The sequence below is a fragment of the Pseudomonas brassicae genome (genome assembly GCF_010671725.1).
In the GTDB taxonomy this organism is placed as follows: domain Bacteria; phylum Pseudomonadota; class Gammaproteobacteria; order Pseudomonadales; family Pseudomonadaceae; genus Aquipseudomonas; species Aquipseudomonas brassicae.
Window position 1 is genome coordinate 1 of the sequence record NZ_JAAHBU010000171.1, and the last position, 14,478, is coordinate 14,478.

At 60.1% G+C, this 14,478-nt stretch carries 5 protein-coding genes, 1 other RNA gene and 5 pseudogenes; 9 read left to right on the plus strand and 2 right to left on the minus strand.

From position 1 onward, the window contains the following. Nucleotides 1-44: 44 nt before the first annotated feature. Nucleotides 45-811, minus strand: a pseudogene (locus tag G3436_RS13630) (GntR family transcriptional regulator). A 252-nt stretch (nucleotides 812-1,063) separates the two neighbouring features. Between G3436_RS13630 and G3436_RS13635 the strand changes: the two are divergent. The 9 genes and pseudogenes from G3436_RS13635 to G3436_RS13675 all read left to right on the plus strand — a co-directional run bounded on the left by G3436_RS13635 (nucleotide 1,064) and on the right by G3436_RS13675 (nucleotide 12,321). Next, a pseudogene (locus tag G3436_RS13635) lies at nucleotides 1,064-2,732 on the plus strand (lactate permease LctP family transporter). Between the two features lie 69 nt (nucleotides 2,733-2,801). Beyond that, nucleotides 2,802-3,947, plus strand: coding sequence for an FMN-dependent L-lactate dehydrogenase LldD (lldD, locus tag G3436_RS13640; RefSeq protein ID WP_163945773.1), 1,146 nt, complete (start codon nucleotides 2,802-2,804; stop codon nucleotides 3,945-3,947). 78 nt (nucleotides 3,948-4,025) lie between these two features. Continuing rightward, a pseudogene (locus G3436_RS13645) lies at nucleotides 4,026-6,835 on the plus strand (FAD-binding and (Fe-S)-binding domain-containing protein). A 127-nt stretch (nucleotides 6,836-6,962) separates the two neighbouring features. Next, a complete protein-coding gene (locus G3436_RS13650; RefSeq protein WP_163945777.1) occupies nucleotides 6,963-7,250 on the plus strand; it encodes a hypothetical protein in 288 nt (95 codons plus the stop codon). Nucleotides 7,251-7,355: 105 nt separating this feature from the next. Beyond that, nucleotides 7,356-7,747, plus strand: a transfer-messenger RNA (tmRNA) gene (gene ssrA, locus G3436_RS13655). Nucleotides 7,748-7,912: 165 nt separating this feature from the next. Next, nucleotides 7,913-9,150: pseudogene (locus G3436_RS13660) on the plus strand (tyrosine-type recombinase/integrase). A gap of 724 nt (nucleotides 9,151-9,874) precedes the next feature. After that, entirely contained in the window at nucleotides 9,875-10,090 is a 216-nt protein-coding gene (locus tag G3436_RS13665) for a helix-turn-helix transcriptional regulator (RefSeq protein ID WP_243667134.1), read from the plus strand. A 329-nt stretch (nucleotides 10,091-10,419) separates the two neighbouring features. After that, a complete protein-coding gene (locus G3436_RS13670; protein ID WP_243667136.1) occupies nucleotides 10,420-11,124 on the plus strand; it encodes an AraC family transcriptional regulator ligand-binding domain-containing protein in 705 nt (234 codons plus the stop codon). A gap of 213 nt (nucleotides 11,125-11,337) precedes the next feature. After that, the gene (locus G3436_RS13675; RefSeq protein ID WP_163945786.1) at nucleotides 11,338-12,321 is read left to right on the plus strand and encodes an LLM class oxidoreductase; all 984 of its coding nucleotides are present in this window, start codon (nucleotides 11,338-11,340) and stop codon (nucleotides 12,319-12,321) included. A gap of 31 nt (nucleotides 12,322-12,352) precedes the next feature. Here G3436_RS13675 and G3436_RS13680 read toward each other — a convergent pair. Beyond that, nucleotides 12,353-14,133: pseudogene (locus G3436_RS13680) on the minus strand (monovalent cation:proton antiporter-2 (CPA2) family protein). Between the last annotated feature and the right edge of the window lie 345 nt (nucleotides 14,134-14,478).

The following is a 14,478-nucleotide window of genomic DNA, read 5'->3' on the forward strand; positions in this document are numbered from 1 at the left end:
GCTGGCTTGCCAGCGAAGGAAGGCGCCAGCCTTCCAGCTTCGGGCTACCGCCCGTTGCGCCGCTCTGCCCGCGCGACCCGCTGCACTTCCTGACGCACTTCTTCGAGCACCTCCTGCACATACAGAATGTGCCGGCTGGATACCTCCCGCGCATCGTGCGCACGCCCCTCGACAATCGCCAGGTACAGGTCTCGGTGCTGGGCAATCAGCATGTCGCGGGTTTCGCTGCGCTGCTTGTACATGCCGCCGATGTTGGTCACCACGTTGCGCTTGAGCAGGTCGAACAACCCTCGGATGGTGTGCAGCAACACCGCGTTATGGCTGGCCTCGGCAATCGCCAGGTGAAACGAGGCATCCGCCGCGCCCTCTTCGGCACGGCTGACTTCATCGACGCGCGTATAGCAGTCCTGCAAGGTATCGAACGCCGCCTTCAGCCGCGCCCGGTCCACGTCGGTGGCGCGCATCGCCGCGTAATAGGCGCATGACGCTTCCAGCGTGTGGCGAAACTCCAGCAGATCGCGCTCGACTTCGGGGTTGTTCTCCAGCAGTTGCAGCAACGGATCGCTGAAGGTCGACCCCATCGATTCGGCCACATAGTTGCCACCGCCCTGACGGCTGACCAGCATGCCCTTGGCCACCAGCTTCTGGATCGCCTCGCGCAGCGCGGGCGCGACACGCCGAACTGCTCGGCCAGCTGACGCTCGGCCGGCAACCGCGCACCGGCGGTCAAGGTGCCCTCAAGAATCATCCCTTCCAGGCGCTCGACGATATCGTCGGACAAACGGCGCTGGCGGACCTGGTTGAAAACCATCACATGCTCTCCACAATCCCGAGTACGTTCGGGGCCGTCTATTTTGGCCTATCCGCGCCCGCGCCACACCCATCAGTTGGCAATTTTCACAGCCACTCAGCAGCCCTTTCCCACACCCTTCGACGAAAGTTTTAGCGAGGCAAATTGACACACCTGCCACGAGGCTTTTAACCTAGCGCCTCGACATTGTAAATTGGTATGACCAATTAACCAATGCATTGCATGACCAACAACAATTAGGGGCCACCCCATATGCAAACCTGGCAACAACTCTATAGCCCGCTCGGTAGTCTCGGCCTGTCCGCCCTCGCGGCAGTCATCCCAATCGTGTTCTTCTTCCTGGCGCTGGCCGTGTTTCGCCTCAAGGGGCATGTGGCAGGCAGCATCACGCTAGGCCTGTCGATCCTGGTGGCCATCTTCGCGTTCCAGATGCCTGCCGACATGGCCTTCGCCGCCGCCGGCTACGGTTTTGCCTATGGCCTGTGGCCTATCGCCTGGATCATCGTGGCGGCGGTGTTCCTGTACAAGCTGACAGTCAAGAGCGGCCAGTTCGAAGTGATCCGCAGCTCCGTGCTGTCGATCACCGATGACCAGCGCCTGCAGGTGCTGCTGATCGGCTTCTGCTTCGGTGCCTTCCTCGAAGGCGCGGCCGGTTTCGGCGCCCCCGGTGGCCATCACCGCGGCACTGCTGGTGGGCCTGGGCTTCAACCCCCTGTACGCCGCCGGCCTGTGCCTGATCGCCAACACCGCACCGGTGGCGTTTGGCGCGCTGGGCATCCCGATCATCGTGGCCGGCCAGGTCACCGGCATCGACGCCTTCAAGATCGGCGCCATGACCGGTCGCCAGTTGCCATTGCTGTCGCTGTTCGTACCGTTCTGGCTGGTGTTCATGATGGACGGCCTGCGCGGCGTCAAAGAGACCTGGCCTGCAGCCCTGGTGGCCGGCCTGAGCTTCGCCGTGACCCAGTACTTCACCTCCAACTTCATTGGCCCGGAACTGCCAGACATCACTTCGGCCCTGGCCAGCCTGATTTCCCTGACCCTGTTCCTCAAGGTCTGGCAGCCCAAGCGTTCGATGACCATGGCCACTGCCAGCGTCGGCGCGGCGGTAGTCACCGGCGGTGGCAGCCAACCGTCGCCGTACAGCTTCGGCGAAATTTTCAAGGCATGGTCGCCGTTCCTGATCCTGACCGTGCTGGTCACCCTCTGGACCCTCAAGCCGTTCAAGGCAGCCTTTGCCGCTGGCGGCTCGATGTACGGCTGGGTGTTCAACTTCGCCATTCCGCACCTGGACCAGTTGGTGATCAAGACCGCACCGATCGTCGCCAACGCGACCGCCATGCCGGCAGTGTTCAAGCTCGACCCGATCTCGGCTACCGGTACTGCGATCTTCTTCTCTGCACTGATCTCCATGCTGGTGCTCAAGATCAACCTGAAGACCGGCCTGACCACGCTGAAGGAAACCTTCGTCGAGTTGCGCTGGCCGATCCTGTCGATCGGCATGGTGCTGGCGTTCGCCTTTGTCACCAACTACTCGGGCATGTCCTCGACCATGGCCCTGGTACTGGCCGGCACCGGCGCTGCGTTCCCGTTCTTCTCGCCGTTCCTGGGTTGGCTGGGCGTGTTCCTGACCGGCTCCGACACTTCGTCCAACGCCCTGTTCAGCTCGCTGCAGGCCACCACCGCACACCAGATCGGGGTCAACGACACCCTGCTGGTAGCCGCCAACACCAGCGGCGGCGTAACCGGCAAGATGATCTCGCCGCAATCGATCGCCGTGGCCTGTGCGGCCACCGGCCTGGTCGGCAAGGAATCGGACCTGTTCCGCTTCACCCTCAAGCACAGCCTGTTCTTCGCCACCATCGTCGGCCTGATCACGCTGGTTCAGGCCTACTGGCTGACCGGCATGCTGGTTCACTAAAGTGACAGAGGCCGGGTGTGTTTCGACGCCCCCGGCCACCGCCTTTTTCAACCAACGCTGCGAGATCACATGATCATTTCTGCCTCTACCGACTATCGCGCCGCGGCCCAACGCAAGCTGCCGCCCTTCCTGTTCCACTATGCCGATGGCGGCGCCTACGCCGAATACACGCTGCGCCACAACGTCGAGGACCTGGCCAGCATCGCACTGCGCCAGCGCGTGCTGAAGAACATGTCCGAGCTGAGCCTCGAGACCCAGCTGTTCAACGAAACCCTGAGCATGCCTGTGGCGCTGGCACCGGTCGGCCTGACCGGTATGTACGCCCGTCGCGGTGAAGTGCAGGCGGCGCGTGCCGCTGCCGCCAAAGGCATTCCATTCACGATGTCGACCGTCTCGGTGTGCCCGATCGAAGAAGTGGCCCCGGCCATCGGCCGGCCGATGTGGTTCCAGCTCTACGTGCTCAAGGACCGCGGGTTCATGCGCAACGCGCTGGAGCGCGCCAAGGCCGCCGGCGTCACGACCCTGGTGTTCACCGTGGACATGCCTGTACCGGGGGCACGCTACCGTGATGCGCACTCGGGCATGAGCGGCCCGAATGCGCCGCTGCGCCGCATGTGGCAGGCCATGACGCATCCGCAGTGGGCGTGGGACGTGGGCCTGCTGGGCAAGCCGCATGACCTGGGCAACATCTCCCAGTACCGCGGCAGCCCCACCGGCCTGGCCGACTACATCGGCTGGCTGGGTGCCAACTTCGACCCGTCGATTTCCTGGAAAGACCTGGAGTGGATCCGCGAGTTCTGGGATGGCCCGATGGTGATCAAGGGCATCCTTGACCCGCAGGATGCCCGGGACGCCGTGAAGTTCGGTGCCGACGGCATCGTCGTGTCCAACCACGGTGGCCGCCAGCTCGACGGCGTGCTGTCCAGCGCACGTGCGTTGCCGGCCATCGCCGATGCGGTCAAGGGCGACCTGAAGATCCTTGCCGACTCCGGTATTCGCAGCGGCCTGGACGTGGTGCGCATGATCGCCCTGGGTGCCGACACCGTGCTGATCGGCCGTGCGTTCCTCTATGCCCTGGCCACTGCAGGCGAGGCCGGCGTGAAGAACCTGCTCGACCTGTTCGAAAAAGAAATGCGCGTGGCCATGGTGCTCACCGGCGCCAAGTCGATCAGCGAGATCACCCGCGACTCGCTGGTACGCGAACTGGGCGCCTGATTGCCGCGCCTACCCATCACCGCCTGATTGACCGGGGCACGCGGCGCACCAGACGCCACGGCCCCGCGAGGAGATTGCATGAGCCTGCCCACCGCGTTCCTCGACTCGGTGCAACACCTGATTCCCCGCGAGCGTCGCTTCGACGACCCAACCTCGACCCTGGCCTTTGGTACCGACGCCAGCTTCTACCGACTGATCCCCAAGCTGGTGGTGCGGGTCGAAAGCGAGGACGAAGTGGTGGGCCTGCTGCAACTGGCCCAGCGTGACCGTGTACCGGTCACCTTTCGCGCCGCCGGCACCAGCCTGTCGGGCCAGGCCATCAGTGACTCGGTGCTGATCGTGCTGGGCGACAACTGGAATGCCCGCGAGATACGTGATCACGGCCAGCAGATCCGCCTGCAGCCAGGGGTGATCGGCGCCCAGGCCAACGCCTGGCTGGCACCGTTCGGGCGCAAGATCGGTCCCGACCCGGCCTCGATCAACGCCTGCAAGATCGGCGGCATCGTGGCCAACAATGCCAGTGGCATGTGCTGTGGCACCGCACAGAACACCTATCACACCCTGGCCGGCCTGCGCCTGGTGCTGGCCGATGGCACGCGCCTGGACAGCGAAGACCCGGCCAGTGTCGCGGCCTTCGAAAACAGTCACGCCAGCTTGCTCGAGGCCCTCGCACAGCTGGGCCGCGAGACCCGCGCCAACACCGAGCTGGCGGCAAAGATCCGCCACAAGTACCGGCTCAAGAACACCACCGGGCTGTCGCTCAATGCGCTGGTCGACTACGACCAGCCGCTGGATATCCTCAACCATTTGCTGGTCGGCTCCGAAGGCACGCTGGGGTTCATCAGCGCGGTCACCTACGACACAGTGATCGATCACCCGAACAAGGCCTCGGCGCTGATCGTGTTCCCGGATGTGGAAACCTGCTGCACCGCCGTTACCGTACTCAAGCGCCAGCCGGTCTCGGCAGTCGAGTTGCTTGACCGGCGCAGCCTGCGCTCGGTGCAGGACAAGCCCGGCATGCCGGCGTCGTCCAGCAACTGTCCGAAGGCGCCTGCGCGCTGCTGATCGAGTCACGTGCAGCCACCCAGGCCCTGCTGCATGAGCAGCTGGAGCTGATCATGGCTTCGCTGGCCCGCTTCCCGGTAGAGAAACAGGTCGACTTCACCGAGGACGCCAAGGAAAACGCCAAGCTCTGGGCCATCCGCAAAGACACCTTCCCGGCCGTCGGCGCCGTGCGCAAGACCGGCACCACGGTGATCATCGAAGACGTGACCTTCCCGGTCGAACAACTGGCGATTGGCGTCAATCGCCTGATCGCGCTGTTCGACAAGCACCGCTATGACGAGGCGATCCTGTTCGGCCATGCGCTGGAGGGCAACCTGCACTTCGTCTTCACCCAGGGTTTCAACAGCCCCGAGGAAGTGGCGCGCTACCAGGCCTTCATGGACGACGTGGCGCAGCTTGTCGCTGTCGAGTTCGGCGGTTCGCTCAAGGCCGAACACGGTACGGGGCGCAACATGGCGCCCTTCGTCGAGCTGGAGTGGGGCCAGGAGGCCTACCAGCTGATGTGGACGCTCAAGCGCCTGCTCGATCCCAACGGCATCCTCAACCCGGACGTGGTGCTCAGCGCAGACCCGCAGATCCACCTGAAGAACCTCAAGCCGCTGCCGGCCGCCGACGAGATCGTCGACAAGTGCATCGAATGCGGCTTCTGCGAACCGGTGTGCCCGTCCAAGGGGCTTACCCTCAGCCCGCGCCAGCGCATCGTGATGTGGCGTGACATCCAGGCGAAGAAGCGTGCCGGCATCGACACCACCGAACTGGAGCGCGATTACCAGTACCAGGGCATCGATACCTGCGCCGCCACCGGGTTGTGCGCCCAGCGCTGCCCGGTGGGCATCAACACCGGCGAACTGGTGAAGAAGCTGCGTGCCCAGGCCGCCAGCCATGTAAAGACCGCCGACTGGCTGGCGGACAATTTCCACACTGCCCTGCGCGGTGCACGCTTCACCCTTCGCCTCGCCAATGGTGCCCGTCGCCTGCTTGGCGCACCGCGCCTTGGGCGCCTCAGCGCCACCTTGAGCAAGGCCAGCCAGGGGCGCCTGCCTCGCTGGACAGCGGCAATGCCTCAACCACTGCAGGCAGTACAGTTCAGCCCGGCCAGCAACGATGCACGGCCGCGCGTGGTGTACCTGGCGGCCTGCGTCTCACGCGTGATGGGCCCGGCCGCAGCTGATCGCGAACAGACCTCGTTGCTGGACAAGACCCGGGGCCTGCTGGAAAAAGCCGGCTACCAGGTGGTGTTCCCCGACAATCAGGACAGCCTGTGCTGCGGGCAGCCCTTCGCCTCCAAGGGCTATGCCGAACAGGCCGAGCACAAACGCCAGGAACTGATCGGTGCGTTGTTGCATGCCAGCCGCGGCGGGCTCGATCCGATCTACTGCGACACCAGCCCGTGCACCCTGCGCCTGGTGCAAGACCTCAAAGACTCGCGCCTGGATCTCTACGATCCGGTGCGTTTCATCCGCACGCACCTGGTGGACAAGCTGGAGTTCACCCCGCAGGACGCACCGATTGCGGTACACGTCACCTGCAGCACCCAGCACCTGGGCGAGAGCCAGGCCTTGATCGACCTGGCCCGGCGCTGCAGCAAGGCGGTGGTGATACCGGAAGGCATCCACTGTTGCGGGTTCGCCGGCGACAAGGGCTTCACCACCCCCGAGCTGAATGCGCATTCGCTACGCAGCCTCAAGGACGCCGTGCAGTATTGCAGCGAAGGGATCTCCACCAGCCGCACCTGCGAGATTGGCCTGAGCGAGCACGGCGGGATCGACTACCACGGCCTGGTGTACCTGGTAGACCGGGTGACCAGGGCCAGGGCCCTCTGAGGCCACTGCGCCGGCCGCGCCGATGCAGCGGCCAGCTGCCACAACATCCATCTGAACCCCTGGCACCGGGCACAGTCCATGAGATTAGGCCCCTTATCCTGAGGCCTTCCCAGCCAAGGAGACTCACATGAAGCGTACTGCGATTACCGGACTGTTGCTCAGCGCCGCACTGCTTGCCTCGCCTGTGTTTGCGGCCGAGGACCTGTGTGCGAGCAACCTGCAGAAGATTGACGACAACAGGGTCAGCAACGGCTCCAATGCCGAAGGCATGGACGATGCCGTGAGCAAAAGCGTGCAGGAAGCCAAGATGGCCCAGGCTGCGGGCGACAAAGAGAAGTGCATTGCTATCACCAGCAAGGTCCTGGTTGATCAGGACAAGTCCACCAAGGGTGACAGCGGCGCCAGCGGCTCCTGAGCCTGATCGGCGGGCGACCGGGCCAGTAGTCGACGTCGCCCGACCGATGGCGTATACTCCGTCTTACGCACTCGAAAGGGTGCTAGCGCTAGAGCAGTAAAAAATGGGGCCGATTAGGATTCGACGCCGGTGATGAAACTCTAGGTGCATGCCGAGTTGGTAACAGAACTCGTAAATCCACTGTTGCAACTTTCTATAGTTGCCAATGACGAAAACTACGAGGGTTACGCTCTCGCTGCGTAAGCAGCCGAGCCCGCTCTCCTGGTAGCTTCGGCTCCAGCAATCACTAGGGGATGCCTGTAAACCCGAAGTGATTGTCATACAGAACAGGATCGCCGTGCAGTACGTTGTGGACGAAGCGGCTAAAACTTACACAACTCGTCCAAAGCACCCTGCCCGTCGGGCGGCTGCGGATTAACTCAATAGACACGGCTAAGCATGTAGTACCGACAGCGGAGTACTGGCGGACGGGGGTTCAAATCCCCCCGGTTCCACCAAACATAAGTTTCCACATGCTCCTACATGACTGGAAACGCCTCAAGAAGCCCGCCCTGTGCGGGCTTTCTTGTTTCTGTATGCCTACCAGTGCTCCCACACATTCTTGCCCTTCGTGTATCCCCGTGTGTATCCTTGCAAGAAATTTGAACCGGAGGGATACAAGGATGAAGCGCGAGCACATCAAGCGCGCCCATTAGCCGATACGGTGCTCGCCAGCCTGGAGCCTGAAGAGAAGGAATATCGTGAGCCTGACGGTGACAACCTCTACTTCCGGGTGAAGCCGAATGGTACGAAGTCGTGGCAGTTACGCTACAAAACCGCAAAGGGCACTTGGTCATTCATGGGGATCGGCGGTTACGGTAGTGGCACCCATCAGTTGACCGGAGAGCAAGCGCGGCGCAAGGCACGCGAGTTACGCGAAGACACGGCCAAGGGCGGCAACCTGATGACGACCAAGCTCGCCAGGAAAGCAGCAGACCTTGAAACGGCGAACAACACGTTCGAGCATCTGGCGCGAGAGTGGCACACACTCAAGCGCAAGACGTGGTCGGACGGAACTGCCACACGCACCATCGGGGCTCTGGAAAAGCATGTTTTTCCGATATTCGGGAAACGTCCTTACAGCGACATTTTGCCGAAGGAGTGGATGGACTTTCTGCTCCGCATGGAACAGACAGGCATTGTCGAACAGACAAGCCGTGTGCGCGGCATGTGCAGAGAAGTGTATGACCTTGCTCGTGTCACTGGTCGAGCCACCCACAACCCTCTCGAAGGCCTGAGTAAATACCTGCTGAACAAGCCCATCGAAAACTATGCTCATGTACCTGTCGAAGAGCTGCCGGCGCTGCTGCGTGCAATGCGCTCTTATCCCCACGCCACTGACGTGCGTATCGGCTTGCAACTCCTCCCCATGCTGGCATGCCGAACCTCAGAGCTACGCGAGGCTTCGTGGGCTGAGTTCGATCTGAAGGCTGGGCTCTGGCTGATACCTGGCGAGCGAATGAAGCGTCGCCGCGAACACCTGGTCCCCCTTCCCCGCCAGGCAATCGAGCTATTGAAAGAACTGCATCAGATAACTGGCCGCTATTCGCTGCTGTTCCCTGGTCGCGGCAATGCGTCCAAGCCGCGAAGCAACACCGTATTCCTTATGGCCCTTCGGCGCTTGGGCTATGAAGGTCGCCAAACCGGCCACGGATTCCGCCATCTTGCAAGCACTATCCTGAACGAACAGGGCTTTGATTCACAGCATGTCGAAGCCCAGCTATCTCACGTCAAGGAAGGTGTGCGAGGGGTGTATGACAAGAGCACCTACCTGGAACAGCGCAGGGTCATGATGCAGTGGTATGCCGACCATCTGGACAAGCTAGCGGCAGGAAACGTCGTAGAACTCAAGCGAGCATAGGAGGAGTAGCGTGGCGGGATCAGTTCTATACAAAGACGGGCGACACTGGTCCCGACACTCAGTGAGTGAGATCAAGGCCAATACCAACGCAAGGCTGATACGCAGCCTGCATCTACTGACGGGCTATCGGGTCAGAGAAAGTAACTTGACGGAGCTGTTGCGAGCAGTCGCATGGGCTGGTCATCACCACCGCAACGCTACCCGCTGCGTGTTACCCACTAAGCCAGATTCCGTCCGACAGTTAAAAGCCATGCTAAAACTCAGAGGGTCTGAGTTGGAGAAGGCAATTGAGGACTGCGACAGAACCACTAGAAACGCCATTGCCGAGGCCGAGAACTCCCTCCCTATAATCACATGGGTCAACACACACAGCGAAATTGACGGGCTAGTCAGACAGGCTCTATCACCGGAGAGCATCCACGATTCGATAAGCCTGGCCCTCTCAAATGTTGAATCACGGACAAGTCCGCGTGGACCGAAAGAAAAGCCGTACCAGCTTGGATTGATATACGCCTGTCTAAAGGTTTGGCAGGAGCACTTCCCAACCAAGGTCCCTGGATGTCTTGATTTCTGCCGAGCAGTTTTCGACGCGGCCGGCATATCTTTGGGGGACAAGAGCCTCGAAGCACTGTTGACGAAGGCACGAAAAGGTCGAATTAAGTAGGGTGCGCGTTTGATGCCTTTGTAGCGAAATAGCGACCTACAAATGCATACGGAAGCACTCATGATGAAAACACCCACTAAAGCTCTGATCCGACAGTCGGCCCTCTGCGACTTGCTTGATCTGTCCCGCTCCGGCCTGGACAAGCTTCGCAAAAAAGATCCGACCTTCCCCAAATCGCTCAAAGATGGCGAGTCGCGCCAAGCCGCGGCCTACTATGTCATGGCTGAAATCGAAGCATGGATTCAGTCGCGGGTTGATGCCAGGGACGCCGGTTAGAACTAGTTCTGCATCCCACATCGTTCAACGGGCTTCGCCAAGACCGTCGCTGTCCGACCCAAAGTTGACGGTCGCGGAAGGATTTCATAGATGGAAACTGGCAAAGCAAGACACGGATGAGCCTTTGGAGGCCGCGATGAACGAAGCACGTGCGGTGGTATATGGAAGGATGCCAGCCGGATAACGTCATGACAGCAAACGAAGATTTGATTACTTGGAACACGCGCTGGCGCCTTACTGGCAGGGTTGTGTCTTGCAGGACATGCCATTCCCAGCAGCCTGAGACTCACCGAGGAGAGGCTTTTGAGCATCTTCCGGGGTCCCGCTACATGCGCTTATGCAGTCCAGACCAGCTTCGCGTAGAAGAGCGTGACGGCAAGGTGTCGTTCACTATTATTTGGCCGCCTAGCAGCGGCACGGAACCGTACCTCTCGGTGGAGGCATGTTTTGCTTTCGTGATTGAACTCGGTCGCAGAGGCACGGGGAAACATGTGGTGCCGCTGACAATGAACCTACGACGCCCAGAACCAAGCCTGCCAACCCACACTCATTATTTCGACTGCTCCATTCGCTATGGCGCAGCGCGTGACCAACTGACACTGAGCGCCACCGATTTGAGCCTGTCGTTTCGTGAACATAACCCATTGAAATTACTTGCTTTATACATGGATTTGAAAACCGTCTACTGTAACAGGTCCATGAGTTCGAATCCCATCGCCTCCGCCATATTTGGTACCGACAAAGCCCTGATTATTCAGGGCTTTGTCGTTTCTGGCATTCAGGAAATTGGCACCTCTCTTTATGGATCGTTTCCGCATCTTTTCGGTCATTTCCACAACCCTGCTCTTCTGACACCGCTGCGTCCCCCCTTAAGTTTGGTTAACTACATCTCGAAGCACACACGATGTAGCTGTCTTCGATACTCGACTTCGCCCAGAGGCGTACACTCGATTGTAGAAATGTGGCGGATAGCTGCAAAACCGCCTACGCTTATAGAAAGATTCCTCGAGCGCCTTGCTCAGTTGGTGGTATAGAGCCGAGAAATCTGACTTCCTTTGACCGTCCGCTTATCACACACCCGGACCTACCCCAACTAGCCCCTGAATCCGGTCCACGCGACCAGCAGTGCGGCGCAACGGGTAAAAGCTGAATCCAATCCCCCCACCTGTCGTTCACAAGCGACCGATGCCGCAGCGCCTCTGGAAACGGGGGCGCTGTTCACGTTCTGCCCATTGAGGACAATCAGTATGTATCGGCCAAGCACGATTCCTTATCAGCAGCATCGAGGGTTCAGCCGAACCTTTACTCAGGGGCATTTGAGCCTTGGATTGTTCTTTCCCATGGAGGCTTTCGACGGGGACACTCCGAGCATGCTCAACCAGGTCACTCTGGCTAAACAAGCCGAAGCGTTGGGCTTCTGCGCGCTCTGGTTTCGCGACGTGCCGCTTCGCGACCCTGGCTTCGGCGATGTCGGCCAAGTCTTCGATCCTTGGGTTTACCTGGGCTATATGGCTGCCCATACCTCGGAGATTGCGCTTGGCACCGCCTCCATCGCCATCCCGCTGCACCATCCCCTGCACACGGCTAAGGCGTCAGCCAGCGTCGATCAGTTGAGCACAGGTCGCTTGATTCTGGGGGTTGCTTCGGGAGATCGGCCGGTGGAGTTTTCGGCGTTTGGCGTCGATCCCGAAGGCCGTGGAGAGATCTTTCGAGAGCACTACGAGGTGATTCGGCGAGCCCACAGCACAAGTTTTGAGCCCATCCACTGGAGCTCTGGTGAAATGCGCGGCGCAGACCTGATTCCGAAACCCACCACCCAATTCATTCCAATGCTCGTGACCGGCAACAGTCGCCAGTCACTGGATTGGATCGCGCGTGAGAGCACCGGATGGATCAACTATCCACGCATACCGAACATGCAGCGGCTGGTCGTGGAAGATTGGCGGCTGGAGGTCACCAAGCAATGTGGTTCCGTGTATAAGCCCTTCACCCAGTCGCTGTACATCGACCTAGATGAGAACTCGTCCACGCCACCCACGCGCATTCATTTGGGATTCAGACTTGGACGCTACCATCTGCGGTTTCTGCTGGAGTCGCTTGAGGAAATCGGCGTCGATCACGTCATCCTCAATCTCAAGTACGGCAAGCGCCCTGCGGCGGAGGTTATTGAGGAGCTAGGTACGCACATCGTTGCGCAATTCGGAGTGCAGCCGCGTCCGGCAGCGCATTGATACGCCAGCCACGTCAACGCCCGAAGGTTGCTCACCGAGCATCCTGCACCGCACGGTCCGGCGGATCAATGCGCTCAATATTTCCCAATACCAACGCTCGTCCGGCAAACAGACCGCCCGCCGTTTCCAGGGCAAAACGTTCGGCATCGCGTTTGCGCACTTCGTCGATCACCGCATCGGCTTCGCGCTCCGACGCTCCTAGCGTCACCACGCCTGGCGGCCGAGCAAAAGAGCGGCCTCAAAGGTTTCCCGCACAATATGGTCGGCGTCGTGCTTGACCAGTTCCAGCGCATGTTCGCGATCAAAAGCACGCACTACCAATTTCACCTGCGGGCAATAGTGCCGCGTACTTTCGACAATGCGTGTCGCCGCTTTTTTATCATCCACACAAACAATGATCGCGCGGGCGTGCTGGGCGCCGGCCGCCTGCAATATTTCATGGCGGGCGCCATCGCCGTAATAGACCTTGAAACCATAAGGTGTCACGGCGCGGATCACCTCCGGATCTATATCAATGATGGAAATTTTCGCCCCCTGAGCCAGCGGCACCTGGCAGGCTATCTGCCCTACCCGGCCGAAACCGATGATAAGTACATTGCCTTGCAGATTCTGTACAGCTTCCACGCCTTCCATGGAAATAGTCAGCGCGCGAGCAAACCGTTTGTAGAGCAACAAGTTCACCGGAGTAAACGCCATCGAAAGTACCACAATAGCCGTCATATTGGCGTTGACTTCAGCACTGATCACCCCGAGCTTGAGCGCTTCGGCAAACAGCACAAAAGCAAATTCGCCGCCCTGCGCCATCAGAACGGCTCGGTCCATCGCATCGCCGTGACCACTTTTCGCCAGGCGCGCGACCCCATAAATACATAGCGCCTTGACCAGCATCAGCGACAGCACACCAGCAATGATGAGCCTCCATCCGTTGGCTACTGCCGACAGATCCAGCGACATGCCTACGCCGAGGAAAAACAATCCCAATAGCAAGCCGCGAAACGGCTCTATGTCAGCTTCCAACTGGTGGCGGAATGTGGACTCCGACAGCAGCACACCGGCCACAAAAGCCCCCATCGCCATTGAAAGACCGCCGAGTTCCATCAGCAGCGCCGCTCCCAACACCACCAGCAGCGCGGCGGCAGTCATGACTTCGCGTGCTTTAGTATGGGCCAATACTCGAAACAGGGGATCGAGCAGCCATAGTCCAATGACCAGCAATGCCCCCAGAGACAGCGCTGCGGTACCGATCCGTTGCCAAAGGGGGGACATGGGTTCGTGCACCAACTCAGTGGGCGCCAGAAATGCGACCACCGCCAGTAACGGGGCTATCATCAGATCTTCAAACAGCAAAATGGAAACGATGCGTTGCCCCCGTGGTGTGGAGATGTCACCGCGCTCCGAGAGGACTTGCATAATGATGGCCGTGGATGAGAGTACAAACCCCGCCGCGCTCACAAATGACACCTGCCATGAGAAACCAAAGGCCATGCCGACAAAGGTGAGCAGGAAAGCGCAGACCACCACTTGGAGGCTGCCCAACCCAAAGATCTGCCTACGCAGCTCCCAAAGGTGCGAGGGCTTCATCTCCAGTCCAATGACAAAAAGAAACATCGCCACGCCCAGCTCAGCCACATCAACGATGGTGTGGGGATCATTGATCAGTTGCAGTCCGAAGGGACCAATTATCAGTCCCGCCGCCAGATAACCGACCACTGAGCCTAGCCCGATGCGTTTGAGCAAAGGCACTGCCACCACGGCGGCGGCGAGCAAAATCACGACACTCAGCAATTGTCCTGCATTGCCTTCAGCGACCATGGCATTGACCCTCATCCCACATCAGGACCGGTAATGCGTCCACGGCCAGGCGTGTTGAGCAGAGCTTGGGGCTGAAGCGTTCAGTTCCCCAAACGCATCTGCACCCAGCAAGAGATCCAAAGCGCTCACCAAGAACGCTCTAGGACAGAAGTGGCAACTGAAGTGTAGTTCAGGACTACCGGACTCGTTTGAATCTGCGAATTTTCCTGTTCAAACCGCGAACAGACAAGACCGGGCGTCAAGGACCGGGATGCGCGTAGGCTAAGGAAGGCTTTGAGGTCTGCACAGGGCATCGGTTTGGCAAAGTAATACCCCTGAAAATAATCGCAGCCGACTGCCCTTCAG